Raw genomic sequence first — 21868 nt, forward strand, 5'->3', positions numbered from 1 at the left:
CCGCAGGCCCGGTCATCGCATTAGACTGGGCCAATGATCATTCTCGCGAACCTGATCGACGGCCACGCCGCACCTTCCCGCACGGGCCGCTACCTCGACGTATTCGAGCCTGCCACCGGGCAGCCTTTCGCGCGCTGCCCGGCTTCAGGTCCCACGGATGTGGACGCCGCCGTCCAGGCGGCCTCCCGCGCCGCGCCCGGATGGGCTGCGCGCAGCGCTGAAGATCGCGCCGCCATCCTCATGCGCCTGGCAGACCTGATCGAAAGCCGGACGCAAAGCTTCGCCGAAGCCGAATCGCAGGACAGCGGCAAACCCGTCGCCCTCGCACTGCGGCTGGACATCCCGCGTGCCGTCGCCAACCTGCGCTTCTTTGCTTCAGCCATCACCCAATGGCAGGGCGAGTCGCACGCCATGGCCAGCAACGCCATCAATTACACCCTGCGCCAGCCCATCGGCGTGGTGGGCTGCATCAGCCCGTGGAATCTGCCGCTGTACCTGTTCACATGGAAGATCGCGCCAGCACTGGCAGCGGGCAATGCCGTTGTCGCCAAGCCATCGGAAGTAACGCCGTACACGGCATGGCTGCTTGGCACACTCACCATGGAGGCTGGCTTCCCGCCCGGCGTGCTGAACATCGTGCACGGCGCAGGACCGGACGTGGGCGCTGCCATCGTGGCGCATCCCGCAATCAAGGCGGTGTCATTCACCGGCAGCACACGCACGGGTGCCGCCATCGCCACTGCGGCGGCGCCGGTTTTCAAGAAAGTGTCGCTCGAACTGGGCGGCAAGAATCCCGCCGTGGTGTTCGATGACTTCGACTTCTCCGACGAAGCCATGGCCACCATCGTGCGCTCGGGCTTCGCGAATCAGGGCGAAATCTGCCTCTGCGGCTCGCGCCTTCTCGTGCAGCGCTCCATCTACGAGCGATTCCGCGAGCAGTACGTGGCGCGCGTGCGCGCCTTGCGCGTGGGTGATCCCAATCATGCCGACACCGACGTCGGCGCACTGGTTTCCGAACCGCACTTCAACAAGGTCCGCCACGCCATAGACCGCGCCCGTGACGAAGGCGGCCATCTTCTTTGCGGCGGCGAGCGCGTCATCGTTGACGGCCGCTGTGCCGATGGCTGGTTTATCGAGCCGACCGTGATCGAGGGTCTGGCCAACGATTGCGCCACCAATCAGGAAGAAATATTCGGCCCCGTCGTCACGCTGATCCCCTTCGACGACGAAGCCGACGCGCTGCGCATCGCCAACGGCACGCCATACGGCCTTGCCGCATCCGTGTGGACACGAGACATCAGTCGGGCCCACCGTGTGGCAGCCGCGCTTGAGTTCGGCATCGTGTGGGTCAACTGCTGGATGTTGCGCGATCTGCGCACCCCGTTCGGCGGAGTCAAACAATCGGGCATCGGACGCGAAGGCGGCACCGAAGCCCTGCGCTTCTTCACCGAAGCGAAAAATATCTGCATCGACTACCGGAACTGAAACATGCCTCTTAACCACCTGCTGGAAAGCAACCGCCTCTGGGCGGAGTCGGTCAACGCCAACGATCCCACGTTCTTCCAGCGCCTTTCCCAGCAGCAGGCGCCTCGCTATCTGTGGATCGGCTGCTCGGATTCGCGCGTGCCCGCCACCCAGATCGTGGATCTTCCGCCCGGTGAAATCTTCGTCCAGCGCAACGTCGCCAACGTCGTGTCGCACACCGACCTCAACTGCCTCAGCACGATCCAGTTCGCGGTGGATGTACTGAAGGTGGAACACATCATCGTCGTGGGCCACTACGGTTGTGGCGGCGTGCAGGCCGTACTGGAACAGCGCCGCATGGGCCTGGTGGACAATTGGCTACGGCACGTCAACGACGTGGCGGTCAAACACGCCCCGGTCATTTCCACACTGGAGCGCGCTGAAGTACGCAACGAGTATCTGTGCGAACTCAATGCCATCGAGCAGGCCCTCAACGTCTGCCAGACCACCGCCGTGCAGGACGCCTGGGATCGCGGCCAGCCGCTTACCGTGCATGCGTGGTGTTATGCGCTCTCTGACGGGCGCGTGCGCGACATGAAGATGGAAGTGAGTGATCGCGAATCGGTGCAGTCGGCTTACGAAACGGCCGTGGGTCGCATGACCCGTCGCGCGGAATCGGCGGCATGAGCGTCGTGCGCACCGATCAGGCGCCCCAGCCCGTCGGGGCCTATCCGCATGCGCGGCGCGTGGGGCAGTTCCTGTTTCTTTCGGGCGTGGGCCCGAGGGTGCCGGGCAGCAACGAGGTGCCGGGTAACCGTACCGATGCGCTGGGCAATCTGCTTTCGTACGACATCGAGGCTCAATGCCGGCAGGTGTTCGCCAATGTGCGGTCGGTGCTGGAGGCCAGCGGTGCACGCTGGGAAGACCTGGTGGATGTCACCGTCTATCTGACCGACATGGCGGCTGACTTCCCCATGTATAACCGCCTCTACGCTGAATACTTCGCGGGAGTGGATGCCTGTCGCACCACGGTCGGCATCACTGCCCTTCCGACACCCATCGCCATCGAACTGAAATGCATGGCGGTGCTGCCGGAGGGCTGACGTCACCTTGAGGACGTGGGGAGGGGCCGGCGTTTACCACCCGGCACCCTCCCCGTCCGTTCTATCGCTTATTCGCCGCCCGTCTCACCGCCAGCAGCCTTTTCCGTCGAGGCATTCTTGGTGCTGGAGGTCTTGGTGGTCGCCGCCTTGTGATGCTTGGCGTGCTTGGCCGGCTTGGCAGTCGCGGAGGACTTGGCTGCGCCCGAAGCGGGCGCGGCGGTCTGCGCGAACGCCGAACCAGACAGGGCAACAGCAGCAACGAGAAGGGAAGCAATAGCAAGCTTACGCATGGGGTACACCTCGATGTGAGGTCGCGGACCGGGAAGGAACCCTTCCGCCCCGGGTGGCGCGACGGGCCCTAACTTGCGCCATGTGAGGCATACGTAAACTGAACAGGATTTGGCGTTTTTTCCTGCGAAATCAACGCGTAATAACTTACGACGCAGCCACGCACAGCTGAAGCATCTGCCGCAGCAGCCACTGTGCGCCTGCCGCCTTTTCCGGCAGGTACGCGAAGCTGTCTTCGTCCATGTAGTTGATCTGCGCCAGCTCCATTTGCACCGTGCTGATGCCTTCATCCGGACGTCCATACGCCCGTGTGATGTAACCACCCTTGAAGCGTCCGTTGACCGCGAACGAGTAGTCGTCCTGCGTTTTCAGCACCTCGACAAGACGCGCTTCGAGTTCGGGCGCACAGCTCGTGCCATCGGCCGTACCAAGGTTGAAGTCGGGAAGCCTGCCATCGAAAAGCATCGGCACGTGGCTGCGGATGGAATGGCCTTCCCACACCACCACGCGTCCGTGTTCGGCCTTCAGCCGGTCGATCTCGCCACGGATCGCCTCGTGGTACGGACGCCACCAGCGATCCACGCGCAGGGCGATTTCCGCCGCATCGGGTTCCTGGCCTGCTTCATATACGTCGTGACCATCGAACATGATGGTGGGCACGAGACCGGTTTCCTTGCGGCCCGGATACAGCGCGTGCCCATCAGCAGGACGATTCAGGTCCACCACGTAGCGCGACGCAAACGGTCGCAGCACGCTGGCGCCCAGATCGCGGGCGAAGTCATATAACTCCGCCACGTGCCAGTCGGTGTCCACCGAGCGGCGTGCGCGCGGCGTCATGCGCGCCGCGATGTCATCAGGAATGGCACTGCCGTTGTGCGGCAGGCTGACCAGGAGCGGCGCTGTGCCGCGATGCAGGGTATAGGGAATCATGAGATGGAAGTGTACCTGTGGCTGCCTAACCCGGCACGCGGTCGCCCATCAGCACCATTTCCTCGGCGGACGTGGGATGGATGGCGACCGTGGCATCGAAATCGGACTTGCGCGCGCCCATCTTCAGCGCCACGGCAAATCCTTGCAGCAATTCATCCGACGAAGGCCCAAGCATCTGGATGCCAACGATCCGCGAATCCTTGCCGGTGCAAATCAACTTGTAGACGCTGCGCATGCGTTGCCCGGCCAACGCCAGCTGCATCGGGATGAACGACTGCTTGTACACGTGCATGTCGGCGCCGAATGCCTCCTTCGCCTCCTGCTCCGACATGCCCACGCTTGCCAGCGGCGGATGCGAGAACACCACACTGGGAATGTTGGAGTAATCCAGCTTTGCCTCTGGCATGCCTCCAAACAGCCGGTCAGCCAGACGCCGCCCGGCCGCAACCGCGACAGGCGTCAATGCCTTGTTCGGCGTCACGTCGCCCACGGCGTATACGCCACGGACATTCGTCTGTTGCCACTCATCCACGATCACATGACCGCGCCGGTCAGTGGCCAGGTCGATGGCACCGATATCCAGTGTGCGCGTGTTGGCATGCCGGCCTACCGCCCAGATCAATGCTTCATAAGGGCCGGGATGATCGCCCTTGTCACAGTCCAGAAGAATGGCGCCATCTTTTTCATGCGCGGCCGTGATCTGGCACTGGTAGTGAATACGGATGCCGTGCGCACGCATTTCCTCACCCAGCAGATACGCCATCTCTTCGTCGAAGCCGCCCATCAGGCGATCACGCACGTAGATGTCCACGTCACTTCCGAGCGCACGCAGCACGCCTGCCAGTTCCACGGCGATGTAACCACCACCGACAATGGCGGTGCGACGGGGGCACGCGCGCATGGCAAAAAAGCCATCCGATACCACGCCCACATCAAAACCTGGCGTATCCAGCCGGTTCGGTGCGGAACCTGTAGCGACGAGCACATGCGGTGCATGAATCTCGCGGTCGCCAGCCAGAATGCGATCGGCCGCAATGAACCTTCCGGTTTCGCGAATGACGGTGACTTTGGATTTGTCCAGCGTCTGCGCGTAACTGGCGCGAATGTTCTCGATGTACTTCTCGCGGAATGCGATGAAACGAGGCCAGTCGAGCGCGCCGGGCTTTTCATGAAAGCCGTAGTCCACCGCAATGCTTTGCGCCTGCGCCATCTGCGCGGCGTACCACATCGCCTTCTTTGGAATGCAGCCCACGTTGACGCAGGTGCCGCCCAGGTCTTTGGGCTCCAGAAGTGCTACGCGAGCACCATGCCTTGCAGCACGGATGGCCGAGGAAAGACCACCGGAACCGCCGCCAATGACGATGAAATCAAAATTTTCTGGCATGAACCACTTTCACTCCATGACGAGCGATGACGATAGTCCGCGCCGGGACAAATTGCAGTGACGGCGCGCGATCAGATTCCGAAGCGTGCCGGCGAGTACGGCGCCGCATCCAGCATGGGTGCAGGTCCGGCAAGCAAGCCCGCGATCAGTTCGCCCGTGGCGGCCGACATGCTGATGCCCAACATGCCGTGTCCCGTGGCGAACACCAGATTCGACCAGCGCGAACTCGGGCCGAGGATCGGCACTTCGTCCACGGTCATCGGCCGCCAACCCCACCAGGGTACCGCGGCGCCGCGCCCTTCAGGCACCGTGAGGAACGCGGAGGCGCCACGACGGAGCGCGTCGATGCGAACCTCATTCAAGCCTTCCTGATACCCGGAAAATTCCATCGTGCTGCCAAGACGAAACCCGGATGCCCATGTGGTGACGCACACCGCCGCCTCACGCAGCACCAGCGAATGCGTGGGCGCCAGTGCAGGCGCCTCGGGCCACGTGAGCGAATATCCCTTGCCCGGCTGCATGGGCACATGCAGCCCCAGCATGCGCGCCACGGGTGGCGACCATGCACCCAGCGCCATCACGATGCGCTCGGCAGTGAACACACCACCGGTCGTGCGCACGTGGGAAATGCGCTTGCCTGTCGTGCCGAAATGATCAATGCGCGCGCCGGTTTCGATCTTTCCGCCCAGTTCACGGACACGGCGCGCCAGCTCGGCAACGTAGCGGTCAGGCCGCAGACGCGCGTCATCCGCGTGATACAGACCGCCGACAGCACCCTCGCGCAAAGCGGGTTCCATCGCATGCACCTGCGCAGCATCCAGTGATTCCACAGACATGCCCAGCCGTCCGAGCAGATCGACATGCGCCTGATCGGTCTCCCGCGCCCTGGCCGTGCGATAGACATACAGCTCGCCCACTTCGGCGAACTCACAGTCCAGCGACTCCTGGACGATCAACTCCCCCAGCAACGCGCGTGAACGCGCCAGCAGCGCTCCGCGTGCCTCACCGGCGCGGTTGAAATCCCGCCAGGTGCAATGACGCGCGAAGGACGCAAGCCAGCGCAGGCGATCCAGATCGGGGCGCGGATTCACGTAGAGCGGCGCGTCACGATGAAACAGCGAACGCAACGCCGTACCCACCATGCCAGGCATGGTCAGCGGGGTGGCGTGGCTGGGCGTGATCGTGCCGCAGTTGCCGTGCGAAGCGCCCGATCCGGGCAAGTTCTGCTCCAGCACCCGGACAGACAGGCCCGCACGCAGCAGATAAAGAGCACAGGCCAGGCCGATGACGCCTCCGCCCAGGATCAATACGTCACTTCGGGATGCATCCATCAGACAAGTTTAATCGCTGGATAGGCCACGTGAAGCTGTCGCGGAAGTAAATTCGACTGTTCTCTGAGATGTTTCCCGCAACTAATTGATTTGCTAACCTTCCTCCGTCGCGATCCATGCAGGGAACGTCCGATGGCCTACCTCGCCAGCCAAACATGCCTTTCCGGGGCGATGCGCTCCGTCAAGCTGGCCGCACCCTTGCTGCTATGTGCGCTTCTTGCAGCCTGCGGCAGCGCTCCCCACAAGGCCCCGCGCCCGTCTCGCCCCATGAATCTGGGCTGGTCCACCCGGCCCGCAGACGCCATTCCGCCGGATGCCGCCAACGATGTGCTGTTCCGCGCCATTGGACTGGTGGGCACGCCCTACCGCTGGGGCGGCAATACACCTTCGGGCGGGTTCGACTGCAGCGGATTGGTCAACTACATCTACATGACCTCTACGGGCGTGAAGCTTCCCCGCACGTCCCAGCAGATGGCAGCGCTTGACCGTCCCCGCCTGGAGGAAAGCCAGCTGGCCAGTGGAGACCTCGTCTTCTTCGGCAAGCGCGGCATCACCCATGTGGGCGTTTATGTCGGCAAAGGCCGCTTTGTACATGCGCCCAATTCGGGCGGCACGGTGAGGCTGGACGATCTGGACGGCAGCTACTGGCGCGACAACTTCGTCTACGGGAAACGCGTACTCAACTGAACGGATGGCAACAAGGCGGTTCAGTTGCGACTAATTATATTGCGCACAATTTAATTGCGTGCTTTCATTGATTCCATGAAAGCCACCCTCCGCCTCGACGACCAGCTCTGCTTCGCCCTGTATGCGGCGTCGCGCGCCATGACCGCCACATACCGGCGGCTGCTCGAAGACATGGGCCTCACCTACCCGCAATACGTCGCCATGCTGGCGCTGTGGGAACGCGATGGCCTGACGGTAAGCGAGCTCGGCGAGAAGCTCCTGCTCGACTCCGGAACGCTCACTCCGTTGCTGAAGCGCCTGGAAGCAGCAGGCCTCGTGCGCCGCGTTCGCCGTCCGGAGGACGAGCGCAGTGTGCTCGTCTCGCTGACCGACGAAGGTCGCGCCCTGCACGAACGCGCCCAATCCATCCCCAGTCAGTTGCTGTGCCAGACCGGCATGGCCACCGACGACGTCATCCAACTGCGGGAGGAACTCAAGATCCTCACCGCCCATCTCGTCAATGACACTTCCGAAAAGGGAAACACACCATGAGCCTGTCCAAAGTCGTTTACACCGCTGAAGCCACCGTTCACGGCGGCCGCGAAGGTCACGTTGAAAGCAGCGACGGCATCCTGAAGCTCGACCTGCGCCTGCCTAAGGAAATGGGCGGCGCTGGCGGCGCCAGCAACCCGGAGCAGCTATTTGCAGCGGGTTACGCTGCTTGCTTCGAAGGCGCAGTGCGCTTCGTTGCCGGCCAGAAGAAAGTGAAACTCGAAGACCCGTCCGTGCACGCCAAGGTCGGCATCGGCCCGCGTGAGCCGACCGGCTTCGGCATCCAGGTCGAACTGGACGTCAGCCTGCCGGGCATCGACAAGACGCTGGCCCAGGAAATCGTGGACACCGCTCACAACGACATCTGCCCGTACTCGCACGCCACGCGCGGCAACGTTGATGTGACGATCAAGCTGGTCTGATTCTTAAAGCGCGCTTCGGGAGCCCTTCCCGCCAGCCACAAAAAAGGCGCCCACCTCACGGTGAGCGCCTTTTCTTTATTCGGAACAGCCTGACTTAGTGCGCGGCTTTGCCGTCTTCACCCGGGTGGGCGTGACCGTGCTGCACTTCCTCTTCCGAGGCGTCGCGCACGCTGACCACATCAACGTGGAAATTGAGCGTCTTGCCGGCCATCGGGTGGTTCAGATCGACGTCGATCACCGACATGCCAACCTTCTGCACCACAACCACGCGCTGGCCGCCTTCCTTCAGCGACAGCACGGTCGAATCGCCGACCTTGAGCTTGGCGCCATTCTGGAAGAACTTCTTCGGCACGCGCTGGGTCATGCCTTCCTGACGCGGGCCGTAGCCCTGCTCCGGCGTGATTTCGACGTCGAACGAATCGCCCGCCGACTTGCCTTCCAGACCGGCTTCCAGGCCCGGGATCAGCTGGCCGTGGCCAAGCAGGATCCAGAGCGGCTCGCCCGCGTCTTTGGAGCTTTCGACCTGATTGCCATCCACGCCCAGCGTGTAATGGAACGAAATGACCTTGTCCTTGCCAGCCTGCATGGGTGTATCCCGAACGAATTCAAAGCGGGGATGTTAGCGGGCGACCGCCCCCGCGTCACGCCGTCTTCCGACGGTCCTTGCCGAAGTGCACGCCCCGGGCCTCCGGACCCAGCCAGAGCAGCAAGGCCAGCACCAGGGCGACCCCGGCGATCCACACCGACATGGAGAAGGCAAAATCCCCGCCGCGACGCTCCGCAAGCCAGGTTTGTGCGGTCGCCGTAATGGCAGCCAGCAGGTTGCCCATCTGATAGGCGAAGCCGGGCAACGTGCCACGTACCGAGTCGGGCGACAGCTCATTGAGATGGGTGGGCACCACGCCCCATGCGCCCTGCACCATCACCTGAATCAGGAAGGCGCCCAGGCCCAGCAGGATCAGCGACCCGCCGTACATCCACAGCGGGATGACCGGGATGGCCAGCACGGCAGCAATGATCATCGCCCGGCGACGCCCGATCCGCTCAGACCACGCGCCGAAAGACAGGCCACCCACCAGCGCGCCCAGGTTGAGCAGCGCGGTCAGCATGAACGCCGTGCCCGAGCCGGGTTTCAGGCCGAGGTTTTCGTGCAGGAAGGTCGGGTACATGTCCTGCGAGCCATGGCTGAACATGTTGAAGGCAGCCATCAGCAGCATCAGATACACAAAACGCATCCAGTGCCCACGCATCGACACCATCACACCCTGGCGCGCTTCATGCCGACGCTCTTCCCACACGGGCGATTCCGGCACCTTGCGGCGGATATAGATGACAAGAAGCGCAGGCACCGCACCCACAATGAACAGCCCGCGCCAGCCGATATGATCGACCAGCAGCCAGTTCGCCAACGCTGCCAGAAAGAACCCGCAGGGATAACCACTTTGCAGCAACCCCGACACCAGCCCGCGTGACCTGGCCGGAATGGATTCCATCGCCAGCGACGCGCCGATGCCCCACTCGCCCCCCATGGCAATGCCAAACAGGAACCGCAGTCCCAGCAGCACGCCCAGTGTGGGCGCGAACGCGCAGGCCACTTCAAGGATGGAAAACAGGATGATGTCGAACATCAGCACCGGTCGGCGACCGTACCGGTCTGCCAGCCGCCCGAAAATCAGGGCACCCAGCGGCCGTGCTGCAAGAGTAAGAAAAAGCCCGTAAGTCACCTTGCTGTCGGGCACCTGGAACTCGTGCGCCACGGCCACGATGACGAAGGTCAGCAGGAAGTAGTCAAAGGCATCCAGCGTCCAGCCCAGAAAGCTGGCCGCAACGGTATGTCGCTGCGTGCTGTCGAGTTCGCGCAAGGCGGCGGGAACGAACATCTGCAAACTCCTCGGCAACGGGCGGCGCAGAGGCTAGCATACGGACGCAGGGCGCTTTGCGAGCCCCGCCATGTCGTGACGGATTCCGGCAGGGACCGCCACGGCGACGAACCGGACGTTTTCCGGGCACCAAAGGAAAGAAGGAGGACTCATGAAGTACTCGCTTTTGATCGCCACCGCAGCATTCGCTGTCGCTGTCGTTTCCGCCCCCGCCATCGCCGCTCCTGCCCCGCAGGATCAGGCCAGCCACGATGCTCCCGCATTCTCCGATCTGGACAAGGACAACAAGGGTTACCTCTCCCGGAAAGACCTGCCCAAGGATGTGGACGCATTGAAACCGTTGCGCGCCCATTTCGGCGAAGCCGATACGGATCACAACGGAAAACTGTCCCCGGCCGAATACAATGCCTACGTCCATAAGGACTCGGCACCCCAGCAGCACTGACCGCTGCCGGATAAACACCGTGCGCGGGGCGTGCCCGCCCGCAGGGAGGCACGCCCCGTGATACTTGATAAAGCCCAGCGCCGCGCCATCGCGTCGCGTTTTGATCGCCGCGGCGACCGTTTCTACGTGACGGGCAAGCTCGCCAGCGACCCGGTATATGCCGCTACAGCCCGCGCACTTGCCGGCCGGCGGTTGCCCCTGATCGACATTGGTTGCGGCATGGGCCTGCTGGGCCACTACCTGCACGCATTCGACGCGCTGGACCAGTACACGGGACTGGATCACGATCCGGCCAAGATCGCGACCGGACAGGCCGCTGCCGAACGTGCCGGCCTCGGGCAACGCCTCAACCTTCAGGTGGCCGACGCCACCACGCCGCTGGCCCACCAGGGACATGTGGCCCTGCTGGACGTGCTGCACTACCTGCCGGCTGACCGCCAGGCGAGCCTGCTGAACTACGCCGTGGACCACCTTGCCGAGAATGGTGTGCTGGTACTGCGCAACGTCATCCGCGACGGCTCATGGCGTTTCCGTGCCACCGTGTGGGAAGAATGGGTCATCAAGGCCAGCCGCTGGATTCCCGGTGGCGCCCAGTATTTCCCCAGCGAGCAGGACATCCGCTCGGTGCTGGAGGCCCGGGGACTGCGCGTGGTATTCACTCCCTTGTTCGGCCGCACGCCCTACAACAGCTACCTGATGGTCGCACAGCGTTAGTCGTCAATAACTTACGGACTTCCGTTCAGGTGCACGGTGACTTGTGCACCGCGACAAGGTATACTCCCGCTGGTCTTGCCGTCGCTCCGACTCCCTTGCGAACTTCCGGCGCGGATTCTTCCCCGCCCGTTCTGCCGCCCTCGATAGCGCGCTCGACACCGACCAGCCTCCGTTTCCGGTGCGCGGTTGCCAATTCATAACTCGCAGCGCGGTTTCTGGGAACGCTCCGGGTACAAGCAGGAGCTTCTCCATGTCTTTCGAATCGCTGGGCCTTGCGCCCGCGTTGCTGCGTGCGTTGTCCGAAGCCGGATACGAAACCCCCACCCCCATTCAGGCGGCTGCCATTCCTGAAGTGCTGGCCGGCCGTGACGTCATGGCTGCCGCGCAGACCGGCACCGGCAAAACCGCGGCGTTCTCTCTGCCGCTGCTGCAGAAGCTTGCCGGTGACGACCGCGGCGAAGGCCGTCGTCCCATCCGCGCGCTGGTGCTGACCCCGACCCGTGAGCTTGCCGCTCAGGTGCAGGACAACCTGCGTGACTACGGCAAGTACGTTCGCCTTTCCAGCACCGTTATTTTTGGTGGCGTGGGCATGGGCAACCAGCTCAACGCGCTGCGTCGCGGTGTTGACGTTGTGGTGGCCACGCCCGGCCGCCTCATCGACCACATGCAGCAGCGCTCGGTCGACCTGTCCAAGGTTGAAGTGCTGATCCTGGACGAAGCCGACCGCATGCTCGACATGGGCTTCCTGCCGGCGCTCAAGCGCATTCTGTCTGCCGTGCCGCGCCAGCGTCAGACACTGCTGTTCTCGGCCACGTTTGCGCCGGAAATCAAGGCCCTTGCCCAGCAGTTCATGCGCGAGCCGAAGGAAATCTCCGTGTCGCCGGCCAACACGGTCGCCAACACGGTGACCCACCACGTTCACCCGGTGGACGCGGCTGCCAAGCGTGACCTGCTGCTGCACCTGCTCTCTGCCGACAGCCGTCGCCAGACGCTCGTGTTCAGCCGTACCAAGCACGGCGCCGACAAGCTGGTCCGTTTCCTGGAAGGCGCCGGCCTGCGCTCGGCCGCCATCCATGGCAACAAGAGCCAGAACGCCCGCACGAAAGCACTGGCCGACTTCAAGTCGGGCCGTGTCACCGTGCTGGTGGCCACCGATATCGCAGCCCGCGGCATCGACATCGACCAGTTGCCCATCGTGATCAACTTCGATCTGCCGATGGTTGCCGAAGACTACGTGCATCGCATTGGCCGTACCGGCCGTGCGGGTGCCGAAGGCCAGGCGATCTCGCTGGTCAGCCACGATGAATCGGGCCTGCTGCGCGACATCCGTCGCCTGCTGAAATCCGACATCGCCATCACCGAAGTGGCCGGCTTCGAGCCCAGCCATCCGCTGCGTCTGGATGCCGGTGCGCCGCGTCCGAAACAGCAGCAGCGTCAGGCACGCCCGGGCGGCAACAGCGCTCGTCCTGCCGGCAATGGTGGAGCGCGCCCGGCCTCGCATCGCCCGCATGGTCACTCCGGTGCCAGCACCGGTGAAGGCAATGGCGCCCACAAGCGTCGTCGCCAGCGTCGTCCGGGCGGCTCGGTCAGCGGCAAGGCGTGATTTCCACGCTGACCCGCGCGGCATTTGCCACGCGGGTCAGCGCGTTCACCCTTCGGCGCGCACCTTTGCGGTAAGCACGTGGTCTTCCCAAAGACCATCAATCTTCAGATAACGCTTCGCATAGCCCTCGCGCTCGAAACCCAGACGCTCCAGCAAGCGACCGCTGCGTTCATTGCGCGGCATGTAGTTGGCCATGACCCGATGGAAGTCCAGAGGGCCAAAGGCATAACGCACCGCCGCATCCAGTGCCTCGAACATCAGACCCTGTCCTTCATGGCGGGACGCGATGCCGTAGCCAAGATGGCAGGCCTGGAACACGCCGCGTACCACGTTGGCCAGCGTGAAGCTGCCAATCATGTCGCCGCTGTCGGGCGTCAGGATCACGAAGGGATAACCACGATCGGAACGGGCCGCTTCAATACCTGCCTCGATCACCTGCCTGCAGCCTTCCAGCGTGTAATGGGAAGCCTGGCGCAGAGGTTCCCACGGCTCCAGATGCGCACGGTTTTCCATGCGGTATCGGAGCAGGATCGGCGCCTCATCCGGCTCAAGCAGCCGGATGATCGTGCGGGAGGTTCGCATCCGTACGGGTTGACCCATGTCAGGCCAGCGCGGCGGCGTGATGTCGAAGGTGATCTTCGATATAGCTTTGAATGAAGTAGTACAAGTGGTCGTAGCCGCGGTGCATGCGCAGATCCAGCGCCTGCCCCACCTGCGCGCAACGGCTCTCGAACAACTCAGGCCTGAGCTGGTTGTCCAGGAACTCATCGGCACTGCCCTGGTCAATCAGGATCGTGCCCGGGAACGTGCCACGCGACAGGAGTTCAGTGGCATCGTAGTCGGCCCAGCGGCGGCGATCCGGCCCCAGATAGCGGCCAAACGCTTTCTCGCCCCACGGCACCTGCATGGGCGCCACGATGGGAGAAAAAGCGGATACGGAGCGGTAACGGTCAGGATGTTTCAGCGCGATGGTAAGCGCGCCATGACCGCCCATGGAGTGGCCAAGGATGCCCTGGCGCGATGCGTCCACAGGAAAATGCTTTGCCACGAAAGCCGGCAGTTCATCGGTCACATAGCTGTACATGCGAAAGCGATCCGCCCACGGTGCCTGGGTGGCATCGAGGTAGAAACCGGCACTTTCACCGAATTCCCAGTCGCCTGTGGCGCCTTCATAACCCGTGTCACGCGGGCTCGTGTCGGGCATCACAAGCGCCAGTCCCAATTCCGACGCCACGCGCTGCGCACCGGCCTTGATCGTGAAGGTTTCGTGGGTGCAGGTCAGGCCAGCGAGGCAATACACCACGGGCACCCTGCCCTCGGCTGCGGCCGGCGGCAGGTAGACCGCGAACCGCATCGCACCGCGGGTTTCCCGGGATTCATGGCTGTAAAAGCCCTGAGTACCGCCAAAGCAGCGCTGTTCCGATGTCGTTTCGATTTGAGACACAAGTTCTTCCTTTGCCATACCAACCCAACCCCAGAGTCTAACCTCGAATGCGACACATTCCGTCACGAAAACAAAGCGTTCGACAGTCATCACTGGTAGAATAATCCCACCGCCTGGCGTACAAGACGCCGGTGTGCCCCGCTTCGAGGTCGCCATGTCATCCCCTGATTCAGATACCGCTCCGGCACAGCCCGGTTTCAGCGCGCTCGCGCTTGACGAAAAAGTTATGCGCGCGCTTGCCGACGTCGGCTACGAGGTTCCCTCGCCGATCCAGGCTGCCACCATTCCTCCCCTGCTCGAAGGCCGCGACGTCATCGGTCAGGCGCAGACCGGCACCGGCAAGACCGCTGCCTTCGCACTTCCCGTCCTGTCGCGCATCGATGTGCGTCCGGGCAAGCCGCAGGCGCTGGTGCTCGCGCCGACGCGCGAACTGGCCATCCAGGTGGCTGAAGCCTTCCAGAAGTACGCGACGCACATGCCCGGGTTCCAGGTGCTGCCGATCTACGGCGGCCAGAGCTACGGCCCGCAGTTGCAGGGCCTCAAGCGCGGCGCACAGGTCATCGTGGGCACGCCCGGTCGCGTCATCGACCATCTGGACAAGGGCACGCTCGACCTTTCCGCCCTGCGCTTCATCGTGCTGGACGAAGCCGACGAAATGCTCCGCATGGGCTTCATCGACGACGTCGAGAAGCTGCTGCAGGCCACGCCGGCAGGTCGTCAGGTTGCACTGTTCTCCGCCACCATGCCGGCTCCCATCCGCCGCATCGCGCAGACCTACCTGAAAGACCCGGTCGAAGTCACGATCAAGAACAAGACCACCACCGCTGCGAACATTCGCCAGCGTTATTGGTGGGTCAGCGGCGTGCACAAGCTGGACGCCCTCACCCGCATCCTCGAAGCCGAAAGCTTCGATGCGATGATCGTGTTCGCACGCACCAAGCAGGCCACCGAAGAACTGGCCAGCAAGCTGCAGGCACGCGGTTTTGCGGCTGCCGCCATCAATGGCGACATCGCACAGGCACAGCGTGAGCGCGTGATCCAGCAGCTGAAAGACGGCAAGCTGGACATCCTGATCGCCACCGACGTTGCCGCACGCGGCCTCGACGTCGAGCGCATCAGCCACGTGCTGAACTACGACATCCCGCACGACACCGAGTCCTACGTGCACCGCATCGGCCGTACCGGTCGTGCCGGTCGCAGTGGCGAGGCCATCCTGTTCGTCACACCGCGCGAGCGTAACCTGCTGCGCGCCATCGAACGCGCCACGCGCCAGCCCATCGAACAGATGCAGCTTCCGACCATCGAAGCCGTCAACGATCACCGCATGACCAAGTTCACGCAGAAGATCACTGACACGCTTGCCACGGGTGACCTCGGCATCTTCCAGCAGCTGGTCGAGAAGTACGAGCAGGAACACAACATTCCCGCCATCGAGATCGCCGCCGCTCTCGCGCGCATCGCCCAGGGCGACGCACCGCTGCTGCTCGATCCCACGCCTGTGCGTCGCGAATACACCGACCGTCCGCAGCGTGACTTCGACTCGCGCGACAGCCGCCCGGATCGTGGCGACCGCGGTGATCGTGGCGACCGCGGTGATCGTGGCGACCGCCGTGATCGCCCGCAGCGCGACAGCGAGCGTCCGCCGCGCGAAGGCATGCGCCAGCCGCGTGCGCACGTCACCGAGCACGGCAAGAAGACCTACCGCGTTGAAGTGGGTCACGAACATGGCGTGAAGCCGGGCAACATCATCGGCGCCATCGCCAATGAAGGCGGCATCGAAGCCCAGTTCATCGGCCGCCTCAGCATCCGCGACGAACACAGCCTGATCGACCTGCCCGATGGCATGCCGGGCGACGTGTTCACGCACCTGAAAAAGGTGTGGGTCTCGGGCCAGCAGCTGCGCATCAGCGAGTGGGACGGCACGGAACCGCCGTCGTCCTCGTCGGCACCGTCGTCCGCCCCGCGCCCGCCGCGTGGCAACTTCCGCCCGAACGGCCCGCGTCCGGCCGGTGGTGGCAAGCCGCCGCGTCGCAAGAAGGACTTCTGATCCCCGTCGACTGACCCATTCAGTCAACGCATCAGATGCTCGAACAACGAACCCGTACGGTGCGCAAGCGCCGTACGGGTTTGTCGTTTCAGGGCCATGAATCCGCGCACCGGAGCATCGGCTGCGCATCGCGGGCAAGCTCGCTCCCGCCCTTAACTTGCGAAGCTTTCCGGGGTCAGCGGAGGCAGGCCGTGGGCGGCACGGGCGCGGTCGCATTGAGGGCTGGGGTTGCCGTCTTCCCAGGCGGGAATCAGATCGTGACAGGGCGACGGGCGGCGCTCGTAAATGCCGCAATGCGCGGCCTCCCCGACCTTGCCCACCAGCGAACGGCAGCGCGGATGTTTCTGGTTCGTGCCGTGCATCGCCAGACGATGCATGTCGAGCTTTTCAGTGAATTCAGGCGGCACGACGCCGCCGCCTTCCGTGTCGGCTTCCATCCAGTGGAAGGCGACGCGGAAGTGGGCGCAGCAGGCGCCGCAGGAGAGGCAGGGATGAGTCATGGGCGCGGATGGTAATGGGTTTGCCAGGCGCCTGCGTGACTGCGATCCCCACGTGGCTAAATGGCGCCGGAGAACGTGTTGCACGACCCCATGTCGCCGCTCTGAAGCCCCGCCTTGAACCACTTCACCCGCTGGGCTGACGTGCCATGCGTGAAGGAATCAGGCACCACCCGTCCCTGACCCTGTTCCTGAAGGCGGTCATCACCAATGGCCGTGGCGGCATTGAGGGCCGACTCCACGTCCCCCTCCTGCAACCACTGCTGGCGCTGCTGCGACTTGTTGGCCCACACACCGGCAAAGCAGTCGGCCTGCAACTCCTGACGCACCGACAACCCCGTGGCCCCCTGCAACGCGGCGCCCTGCCGGCGGGCCTGATCCACCTTGTCGAATACACCGATCAAGTTCTGCACGTGGTGACCCACCTCGTGCGCGATCACGTAGGCGCGGGCAAAGTCGCCCGACTCATGAAATTGAGACTGCATCTGCTGGAAGAAGGTCAGATCCAGATACACCCGGTGGTCTCCCGGGCAGTAGAACGGCCCGACCGCCGACGACGCCGAACCGCAGGCTGTGCGTACGCTGTTGCGGAACAGCACCAGTTGCGGGCGCTCGTAGGTCTGCCCGCGGGCCTGAAAGATCGCCGTCCAGGTGTCCTCGGTCTCGCCTAGGATCGCGCGGACGAAATCGACCTGAGGGTCGTTTTCATTGAGAGGCTGAGCCGCTTGCTGCGTCTGGCCCGGCGGTGCCGCCGCGCCCGGATCGCCCTGCCCCAGCAATGCCGTGGGGTCTTTGAAAAACACCAGTCCGAGGATGGCCAGAATCACCATGCCACCCAGACCCAGCCCGCGGCCGCCCATGCCGCCACCACCGCCGCTGCCTGTGCCGCCATCGACCACATTGTCGCTTCTACGACCCTTCTGCCAGAGCATGCGCCTCTCCCGTTGCTGATTCGTGGCCGAATTGGAGCCCTTTTCAGGCTGATGGTATCTGCCTTTCCCGTTACAGTACGCCGTCCCCTTTCCGCCCCCACAGGACGTTTCATGACCAGCCAGTTACCCGCCATCGTCACCGTGCTGACGCTGATTCTGTTGTTCGCCACGTTGACAATGGTCGGCCGCGCCCGCTCCCGTTACGGTATCAAGGCGCCCGCCGTGAGTGGCGATCCCGCTTTTGAACGCGTATGGCGCGTACAGATGAACACGCTGGAAAGCGCCGTCATGTTCATTCCCGCCCTCTGGCTGGCCTCACAGTACGCCGATCCGCTCTGGGCTGGCATCGCTGGGCTGGTCTGGCTGGCCGCCCGCGTGTGGTACGCCATGGCCTACTCGCGCGACGCCTCGCGTCGCGGCCCGGCCTTCATCCTGTCGCTGGCCGCCTGGGCAGCCCTGATGGTGATGTCCGCCGGTGGTATCGGCATGGCCATCATGGAGAACAACGCGCCGTAACCGGCGCGTCAGTCCTCGTCCCGCTCCAGCGCCATCACGCGAATGCGCTGGATGCGGGCGCCCTCCATCGCGGTCACTTCGAACTCCATGCCATCGCTTTCAAAGCGGTCGCCCGGCGTCGGAATGCGGCCCAGCCGCTGCAGCACGAAGCCCGCCAGCGTGGAGAAATTGCCGTCACCGGGAAGACGACGGCCCAGCAGGTGTTCAACGCGGCGCACATCCAGACTGGCGTCCAGCAACCAGGCACCATCCGGCTCACTGACCGCCGAAGGGTCACCTTCGCGGTCGTCGTCGGGGAATTCACCTGCGATCACTTCCAGCACGTCAGCCGGCGTAACCAGGCCCAGAATGCTGCCGTATTCATCGACTACCAGCGCCATCTGCAACGGCGCGCGGCGGAATTCATCGATCAGGCGCAGCACGCTCAGCGACTCCAGCACCGTGATCGGCTTGCGTACGATGCGCTCCACATCCACCCGGCCGTGATCGTTGAGGCTGGCCAGAAGGTCGCGCGACGACGCCACGCCTATCAGCTCGTCCAGGTCGCCCCGCGCCAGCGGCATCCAGTGATGCGACGACTCCCGCGACTCGCGCAGCAGCGTGTCGAAGGAATCGTCCGGGTCCATCCAGAAGATTTCCGTACGCGGGGTCATGATCGAACGCACTGGCCGCTGGGACAGGTCCAGCACGCCCTGCACCATCTCCAGCTCGTCCTTGCCGAACACGGACGGCTCGGCGGCTTCCGACGCCTGGGTGTGCTTGGTGCCCGGTTCGTTCTCGTCGTCCGCGTTGCCACCCAGCAGACGGAGCACCGCCTTGGCCGTGCGGTCACGCATCACCCGGCCGCCCACCAGCAGCGACCGGCGGCGATTGCGGCGCATGGTCTGGTTGAACGCCTCGATCATGATCGAGAAGCCGATGGCCGCGTACAGATAGCCCTTGGGAATATGGAACCCGAAACCTTCGGCGATCAGGCTGAAACCGATCATCAGCAGGAACGAAAGACACAGGATGACGATCGTCGGCCGCGCATTGACGAAGTTGGTCAGCGGCTTGCTGGCGCTGATCATCAGGGCCATGGCGATGACCACGCCCACCATCATGATGCTGAGGTGGTCGACCATGCCCACGGCGGTGATGACCGAGTCCAGCGAGAACACGGCATCCAGAATCACGATCTGCGCCACCACCAGCCAGAAACTGGCGCGGCGGGCGCCCTTGCCATCGCCGTCGTCGGAAGCCTCCAGGCGCTCGTGGAGTTCCAGCGTGGCCTTGAACAGGAGGAAGGCGCCACCGATCACCAGGATCAGGTCACGCCAGGACAGCCCGAAACCGTTCCAGTTGAACAACGGTTGGGTCAGCGTCACCAGCCAGGACATGGCCGCCAGCAGACACAGGCGCATGACCAGCGCCAGCCCCAGGCCGAGCAGCCGCGCGTGGTCGCGCTGGCGGGCGTGCAGCTTGTCGGCGAGAATCGCGACAAACACGAGGTTGTCGATACCGAGCACGATCTCCAGAACGATAAGCGTCAGGAGACCCGCCCAGGCGGAAGGATCGGCAAGCCAGTCGAAAGCGAACATGGGTTGGCGCCCTGAGCGCCAGATTTCCTCCATTAGGGACGCAACACTATACAGGTGTCGCGCGAACACGCTGTGCCATCAGGCCCGTTGCGGGATTCGGCCGGGGTCAGCTAGGGTGCCCCATGACTTCATTTCCACCCCCGCTTCCTGCTCCCCTGACGCTTCACTCCATTCCCGCCCCCAACCGCCCTGCTCCGAAGGTGCTGGATGGCGTGGGGGCGATGATCTTCTATTTTATTGCCCAGCTTGGCCTGGGTCAGGTCTTCGGATGGCTGGCGCGTCTCTACGTGGGCATGAGCACCTCCGACCCGGCCCAGATTGACAGGGCGGTGCGGCAGCCGGATGTTGTGATCGTTCTGGTCGTGTGCACCCTTCTGGCCTCCTGCGTCGCCACCTACGCGCTGGTGAGGTGGCGCTGGCGCGACTGGATGCAGGTGAGCGGGCCCGGAGGCATCGGCCTGGTACGCCCTTCCGGCGGGTTCATGCTGGCGGGCTTCGTGTTTGGCACGTTTCTCCCGGTGGTCGGCGCCCTCATCACCAACATGGTGGCGCAGGATCACGAAGTGACCCAGGCGGTGAGCGAGCTGGCCGATAACGCGTCGATGGGCATGCGCTTCCTGATGCTGCCGGTCGTGGTGCTGGCCGGCCCGTTCGTCGAAGAGCTGATTTTCCGCGGCGCCCTGTACGGCACCCTTCGCGCGCGCTATACCGCGTGGATTCCCGGAACGATCTCGGCGCTCGTCTTCGGCATGGTGCACCTGCCTGACCTGTCCTGGGCCTGGTACGCGGTGCCCAACCTGGTGCTGATCGGCGCCACGTGCGCGTGGCTGCGCGAACGCAGTGGCTCGCTGTGGCCCTCGATTGCCGCCCACGCCGTCAACAATGCGCTTGCCTCCGCGGCGTGGTTCGTCGCCTCTACCTGACCGGCAGCTGCGCCCGCTCCAGCGCGGCAACGTGCCGTTCCAGCCTTGGCCCCAGATAGCACTGTGAGCCACAGGGCAAAAGGCCCGCTTCGGAGAACTCCCGCAGATACCACGCGGGCGGTCGGGAAATGAAACCCTCGCGGTCGCCGCCCACATCGTCCTCTCGCGTATAAGCCTCAAGAAACGCCAGGCCTTCCAGCATCTCGCCGATACCGGTCAGGCCCGCGCGAATCTCCGCAGGCTTCAGGTAATGCAGCACATCGGTGCAAACGATGAGGTCGAAGCGGGTATCGAAACGCAGTTCGGCCAGCTGACCGAAGCGTGCCAGACCAATGTTGCGCGAACGGCCATAACGCGACACCACGTACTCGCTGGCGTCCAGCCCGCGATAGTCGATGCCCGGACGCATGGCACGCAGCACGGCGCGCCATGGCGCCTCGCCGCATCCCACGTCCAGCACATTGCGGACAGGGCGCCCCAGATAGAACTCCGCCTGCCCCAATACCATGGCGACCTTGCGCTTGAGTTCTGCGGGTGAGCGTACGGAATGGTCCGGGTGCCGGTACCACTTGTCGAAATAAGCCTGGTCGTATGTCTTTGCCATGGGCGTGATCTTAACGGCAAATGCCCATACACCTCCGGCATACATCCACGGATGCAGCATCGGTTGCGCATTTGTCTTTCCATCCGTTCAAGGAGCTCCCATGCCTACCATCCGCCTGCGCCTCACCGGCTCCCGCGATGCATTCGACACGATGCTGTCTGCCATTGAGGGCGTCGAGCAGGTTGACCGCGTCGAAGAAATTGATGACCTGATGAACGAGATGCGCGACGACTCCAGCTCCAGCGAAATGTCCGACGACCTCGCCGGCTCGACCTCGTACGTGGCAGAAGTGCAGGCACCGAGAGGCAGTATGGAACTGGTGCGTCGGCTCGCCGAAGCGACCGCGCGAAACATGGAAGCGGCGCTGGAGTTCCTGGGCCCTGAAGACGATGAAATGTTCGGTCGCGATGAAGACGACGATGATGAGTAATCATTCGTAAAATCATGCGCATGGCTGGCGGATAAACGCGCGATCAGCGTTTTGCCTTCGCAGTAAACGCTGCCACCCCAACATCGTTTAGGGTTCACACGGCGCGCTCATCC

The 21868-nt window shown here is 63.8% G+C and carries 25 protein-coding genes; 13 read left to right on the top strand and 12 right to left on the bottom strand.

Features of this window, described 5'->3' with window-relative positions; all coding sequences use genetic code 11:
* Nucleotides 1-33: 33 nt before the first annotated feature.
* The 3 genes from FHW69_RS08975 to FHW69_RS08985 are packed head-to-tail and all read left to right on the top strand — an operon-like array spanning nucleotide 34 to nucleotide 2567.
* Nucleotides 34-1485 (top strand): aldehyde dehydrogenase, encoded by a 1452-nt coding sequence (locus tag FHW69_RS08975; protein WP_183422699.1) that lies wholly within the window; start codon nucleotides 34-36, stop codon nucleotides 1483-1485.
* Nucleotides 1486-1488: 3 nt separating this feature from the next.
* The gene (gene can / locus FHW69_RS08980; protein WP_183422700.1) at nucleotides 1489-2151 is read left to right on the top strand and encodes a carbonate dehydratase; all 663 of its coding nucleotides are present in this window, start codon (nucleotides 1489-1491) and stop codon (nucleotides 2149-2151) included.
* On the top strand, nucleotides 2148-2567 hold the full coding sequence (locus FHW69_RS08985; RefSeq protein ID WP_183422701.1) for a Rid family hydrolase: 420 nt from the start codon (nucleotides 2148-2150) through the stop codon (nucleotides 2565-2567). Before can ends, FHW69_RS08985 begins: the two co-directional genes overlap by 4 nt.
* A 68-nt stretch (nucleotides 2568-2635) precedes the next feature.
* Here the strand turns inward: FHW69_RS08985 and FHW69_RS08990 are convergent, their stop codons facing one another.
* The 4 genes from FHW69_RS08990 to FHW69_RS09005 all read right to left on the bottom strand — a co-directional run bounded on the left by FHW69_RS08990 (nucleotide 2636) and on the right by FHW69_RS09005 (nucleotide 6500).
* Nucleotides 2636-2857 (bottom strand): hypothetical protein, encoded by a 222-nt coding sequence (locus tag FHW69_RS08990; RefSeq protein WP_183422702.1) that lies wholly within the window; start codon nucleotides 2855-2857, stop codon nucleotides 2636-2638.
* 145 nt (nucleotides 2858-3002) lie between these two features.
* Nucleotides 3003-3785 carry an N-formylglutamate deformylase gene (gene hutG / locus FHW69_RS08995; protein WP_183422703.1) on the bottom strand — a complete coding sequence of 261 codons (783 nt, stop codon included), beginning with the start codon at nucleotides 3783-3785 and terminating at the stop codon, nucleotides 3003-3005.
* A gap of 25 nt (nucleotides 3786-3810) precedes the next feature.
* Nucleotides 3811-5169, bottom strand: coding sequence for a glutathione-disulfide reductase (gene gorA / locus FHW69_RS09000; RefSeq protein WP_183422704.1), 1359 nt, complete (start codon nucleotides 5167-5169; stop codon nucleotides 3811-3813).
* A 71-nt stretch (nucleotides 5170-5240) separates the two neighbouring features.
* The gene (locus tag FHW69_RS09005; RefSeq protein WP_183422705.1) at nucleotides 5241-6500 is read right to left on the bottom strand and encodes an FAD-dependent oxidoreductase; all 1260 of its coding nucleotides are present in this window, start codon (nucleotides 6498-6500) and stop codon (nucleotides 5241-5243) included.
* A gap of 132 nt (nucleotides 6501-6632) precedes the next feature.
* Here FHW69_RS09005 and FHW69_RS09010 point away from each other — a divergent pair, with 132 nt between their 5' ends.
* From FHW69_RS09010 to FHW69_RS09020, 3 genes are all read left to right on the top strand, one after another.
* Nucleotides 6633-7187 (top strand): C40 family peptidase, encoded by a 555-nt coding sequence (locus FHW69_RS09010; protein ID WP_255494716.1) that lies wholly within the window; start codon nucleotides 6633-6635, stop codon nucleotides 7185-7187.
* A gap of 75 nt (nucleotides 7188-7262) precedes the next feature.
* The gene (locus FHW69_RS09015) at nucleotides 7263-7718 is read left to right on the top strand and encodes a MarR family transcriptional regulator (protein ID WP_183422706.1); all 456 of its coding nucleotides are present in this window, start codon (nucleotides 7263-7265) and stop codon (nucleotides 7716-7718) included.
* Nucleotides 7715-8140, top strand: a complete 426-nt coding sequence (locus FHW69_RS09020) for an organic hydroperoxide resistance protein (protein ID WP_183422707.1) — start codon at nucleotides 7715-7717, stop codon at nucleotides 8138-8140. The genes FHW69_RS09015 and FHW69_RS09020 overlap by 4 nt, the downstream gene beginning before the upstream one ends.
* 94 nt (nucleotides 8141-8234) lie before the next feature.
* Here the strand turns inward: FHW69_RS09020 and FHW69_RS09025 are convergent, their stop codons facing one another.
* Together FHW69_RS09025 and FHW69_RS09030 are read right to left on the bottom strand one after the other, a co-directional pair.
* On the bottom strand, nucleotides 8235-8726 hold the full coding sequence (locus FHW69_RS09025) for a peptidylprolyl isomerase (RefSeq protein ID WP_183422708.1): 492 nt from the start codon (nucleotides 8724-8726) through the stop codon (nucleotides 8235-8237).
* A 55-nt stretch (nucleotides 8727-8781) separates the two neighbouring features.
* Nucleotides 8782-10020 (bottom strand): MFS transporter, encoded by a 1239-nt coding sequence (locus tag FHW69_RS09030; RefSeq protein WP_183422709.1) that lies wholly within the window; start codon nucleotides 10018-10020, stop codon nucleotides 8782-8784.
* Nucleotides 10021-10171: 151 nt separating this feature from the next.
* Between FHW69_RS09030 and FHW69_RS09035 the strand changes: the two genes are divergently transcribed.
* From FHW69_RS09035 to FHW69_RS09045, 3 genes are all read left to right on the top strand, one after another.
* The gene (locus FHW69_RS09035; RefSeq protein WP_183422711.1) at nucleotides 10172-10465 is read left to right on the top strand and encodes a hypothetical protein; all 294 of its coding nucleotides are present in this window, start codon (nucleotides 10172-10174) and stop codon (nucleotides 10463-10465) included.
* Nucleotides 10466-10522: 57 nt separating this feature from the next.
* Nucleotides 10523-11179 carry a class I SAM-dependent methyltransferase gene (locus FHW69_RS09040; protein ID WP_183422712.1) on the top strand — a complete coding sequence of 219 codons (657 nt, stop codon included), beginning with the start codon at nucleotides 10523-10525 and terminating at the stop codon, nucleotides 11177-11179.
* A gap of 250 nt (nucleotides 11180-11429) precedes the next feature.
* On the top strand, nucleotides 11430-12782 hold the full coding sequence (locus FHW69_RS09045; protein ID WP_183422713.1) for a DEAD/DEAH box helicase: 1353 nt from the start codon (nucleotides 11430-11432) through the stop codon (nucleotides 12780-12782).
* Nucleotides 12783-12827: 45 nt separating this feature from the next.
* On the opposite strand, the gene rimJ is transcribed toward FHW69_RS09045, so the two are convergent.
* Both rimJ and fghA read right to left on the bottom strand, forming a co-directional pair.
* On the bottom strand, nucleotides 12828-13364 hold the full coding sequence (gene rimJ, locus FHW69_RS09050; protein ID WP_305067780.1) for a ribosomal protein S5-alanine N-acetyltransferase: 537 nt from the start codon (nucleotides 13362-13364) through the stop codon (nucleotides 12828-12830).
* 19 nt (nucleotides 13365-13383) lie between these two features.
* Entirely contained in the window at nucleotides 13384-14226 is an 843-nt protein-coding gene (fghA, locus tag FHW69_RS09055) for an S-formylglutathione hydrolase (protein ID WP_343203998.1), read from the bottom strand.
* A 154-nt stretch (nucleotides 14227-14380) separates the two neighbouring features.
* On the opposite strand from fghA, the gene FHW69_RS09060 reads away from it, so the two are divergent.
* A complete protein-coding gene (locus FHW69_RS09060; protein WP_183422715.1) occupies nucleotides 14381-16273 on the top strand; it encodes a DEAD/DEAH box helicase in 1893 nt (630 codons plus the stop codon).
* A gap of 152 nt (nucleotides 16274-16425) precedes the next feature.
* On the opposite strand, the gene FHW69_RS09065 is transcribed toward FHW69_RS09060, so the two are convergent.
* Entirely contained in the window at nucleotides 16426-16773 is a 348-nt protein-coding gene (locus tag FHW69_RS09065; protein WP_183422716.1) for a YkgJ family cysteine cluster protein, read from the bottom strand.
* 56 nt (nucleotides 16774-16829) lie between these two features.
* Nucleotides 16830-17702, bottom strand: coding sequence for a neutral zinc metallopeptidase (locus FHW69_RS09070; protein ID WP_183422717.1), 873 nt, complete (start codon nucleotides 17700-17702; stop codon nucleotides 16830-16832).
* A gap of 111 nt (nucleotides 17703-17813) precedes the next feature.
* On the opposite strand from FHW69_RS09070, the gene FHW69_RS09075 reads away from it, so the two are divergent.
* Complete coding sequence (locus tag FHW69_RS09075) at nucleotides 17814-18218, top strand: MAPEG family protein (RefSeq protein WP_183422718.1); 405 nt, start codon at nucleotides 17814-17816, stop codon at nucleotides 18216-18218.
* An 8-nt stretch (nucleotides 18219-18226) separates the two neighbouring features.
* Here FHW69_RS09075 and FHW69_RS09080 read toward each other — a convergent pair whose 3' ends face one another.
* On the bottom strand, nucleotides 18227-19798 hold the full coding sequence (locus tag FHW69_RS09080) for a TerC family protein (protein ID WP_183422719.1): 1572 nt from the start codon (nucleotides 19796-19798) through the stop codon (nucleotides 18227-18229).
* 122 nt (nucleotides 19799-19920) lie between these two features.
* Between FHW69_RS09080 and FHW69_RS09085 the strand changes: the two genes are divergently transcribed.
* Nucleotides 19921-20721, top strand: coding sequence for a CPBP family intramembrane glutamic endopeptidase (locus FHW69_RS09085; RefSeq protein WP_183422721.1), 801 nt, complete (start codon nucleotides 19921-19923; stop codon nucleotides 20719-20721).
* Here FHW69_RS09085 and FHW69_RS09090 read toward each other — a convergent pair.
* A complete protein-coding gene (locus tag FHW69_RS09090; protein ID WP_183422722.1) occupies nucleotides 20714-21325 on the bottom strand; it encodes a class I SAM-dependent methyltransferase in 612 nt (203 codons plus the stop codon). The two genes, FHW69_RS09085 and FHW69_RS09090, sit on opposite strands and share 8 nt — an antisense overlap.
* A 100-nt stretch (nucleotides 21326-21425) precedes the next feature.
* Between FHW69_RS09090 and FHW69_RS09095 the strand changes: the two genes are divergently transcribed.
* On the top strand, nucleotides 21426-21755 hold the full coding sequence (locus FHW69_RS09095; protein WP_183422723.1) for a hypothetical protein: 330 nt from the start codon (nucleotides 21426-21428) through the stop codon (nucleotides 21753-21755).
* The last annotated feature ends 113 nt before the right edge of the window (nucleotides 21756-21868 follow it).

The sequence above is a fragment of the Luteibacter sp. Sphag1AF genome, from assembly GCF_014192715.1.
Lineage (GTDB): Bacteria > Pseudomonadota > Gammaproteobacteria > Xanthomonadales > Rhodanobacteraceae > Luteibacter.

Excerpts from the sequence above, each read along its gene's own strand:
- gorA (WP_183422704.1), bottom strand. The coding sequence starts at position 5,169 with ATGCCAGAAAATTTTGATTTCATCGTCATTGGCGGCGGTTCCGGTGGT.
- FHW69_RS09025 (WP_183422708.1), bottom strand. The coding sequence starts at position 8,726 with ATGCAGGCTGGCAAGGACAAGGTCATTTCGTTCCATTACACGCTGGGC.
- FHW69_RS09035 (WP_183422711.1), top strand. The coding sequence starts at position 10,172 with ATGAAGTACTCGCTTTTGATCGCCACCGCAGCATTCGCTGTCGCTGTC.
- FHW69_RS09080 (WP_183422719.1), bottom strand. The coding sequence starts at position 19,798 with ATGTTCGCTTTCGACTGGCTTGCCGATCCTTCCGCCTGGGCGGGTCTC.
- FHW69_RS09065 (WP_183422716.1), bottom strand. The coding sequence starts at position 16,773 with ATGACTCATCCCTGCCTCTCCTGCGGCGCCTGCTGCGCCCACTTCCGC.
- FHW69_RS09005 (WP_183422705.1), bottom strand. The coding sequence starts at position 6,500 with ATGGATGCATCCCGAAGTGACGTATTGATCCTGGGCGGAGGCGTCATC.
- FHW69_RS09045 (WP_183422713.1), top strand. The coding sequence starts at position 11,430 with ATGTCTTTCGAATCGCTGGGCCTTGCGCCCGCGTTGCTGCGTGCGTTG.
- FHW69_RS09095 (WP_183422723.1), top strand. The coding sequence starts at position 21,426 with ATGCCTACCATCCGCCTGCGCCTCACCGGCTCCCGCGATGCATTCGAC.
- FHW69_RS09015 (WP_183422706.1), top strand. The coding sequence starts at position 7,263 with ATGAAAGCCACCCTCCGCCTCGACGACCAGCTCTGCTTCGCCCTGTAT.
- FHW69_RS08975 (WP_183422699.1), top strand. The coding sequence starts at position 34 with ATGATCATTCTCGCGAACCTGATCGACGGCCACGCCGCACCTTCCCGC.
- FHW69_RS09070 (WP_183422717.1), bottom strand. The coding sequence starts at position 17,702 with ATGCTCTGGCAGAAGGGTCGTAGAAGCGACAATGTGGTCGATGGCGGC.
- FHW69_RS08985 (WP_183422701.1), top strand. The coding sequence starts at position 2,148 with ATGAGCGTCGTGCGCACCGATCAGGCGCCCCAGCCCGTCGGGGCCTAT.
- FHW69_RS09090 (WP_183422722.1), bottom strand. The coding sequence starts at position 21,325 with ATGGCAAAGACATACGACCAGGCTTATTTCGACAAGTGGTACCGGCAC.
- can (WP_183422700.1), top strand. The coding sequence starts at position 1,489 with ATGCCTCTTAACCACCTGCTGGAAAGCAACCGCCTCTGGGCGGAGTCG.
- FHW69_RS09020 (WP_183422707.1), top strand. The coding sequence starts at position 7,715 with ATGAGCCTGTCCAAAGTCGTTTACACCGCTGAAGCCACCGTTCACGGC.
- FHW69_RS09085 (WP_183422721.1), top strand. The coding sequence starts at position 19,921 with ATGACTTCATTTCCACCCCCGCTTCCTGCTCCCCTGACGCTTCACTCC.
- FHW69_RS09075 (WP_183422718.1), top strand. The coding sequence starts at position 17,814 with ATGACCAGCCAGTTACCCGCCATCGTCACCGTGCTGACGCTGATTCTG.
- FHW69_RS09010 (WP_255494716.1), top strand. The coding sequence starts at position 6,633 with ATGGCCTACCTCGCCAGCCAAACATGCCTTTCCGGGGCGATGCGCTCC.
- rimJ (WP_305067780.1), bottom strand. The coding sequence starts at position 13,364 with ATGCGAACCTCCCGCACGATCATCCGGCTGCTTGAGCCGGATGAGGCG.
- hutG (WP_183422703.1), bottom strand. The coding sequence starts at position 3,785 with ATGATTCCCTATACCCTGCATCGCGGCACAGCGCCGCTCCTGGTCAGC.
- FHW69_RS09030 (WP_183422709.1), bottom strand. The coding sequence starts at position 10,020 with ATGTTCGTTCCCGCCGCCTTGCGCGAACTCGACAGCACGCAGCGACAT.
- FHW69_RS08990 (WP_183422702.1), bottom strand. The coding sequence starts at position 2,857 with ATGCGTAAGCTTGCTATTGCTTCCCTTCTCGTTGCTGCTGTTGCCCTG.
- FHW69_RS09060 (WP_183422715.1), top strand. The coding sequence starts at position 14,381 with ATGTCATCCCCTGATTCAGATACCGCTCCGGCACAGCCCGGTTTCAGC.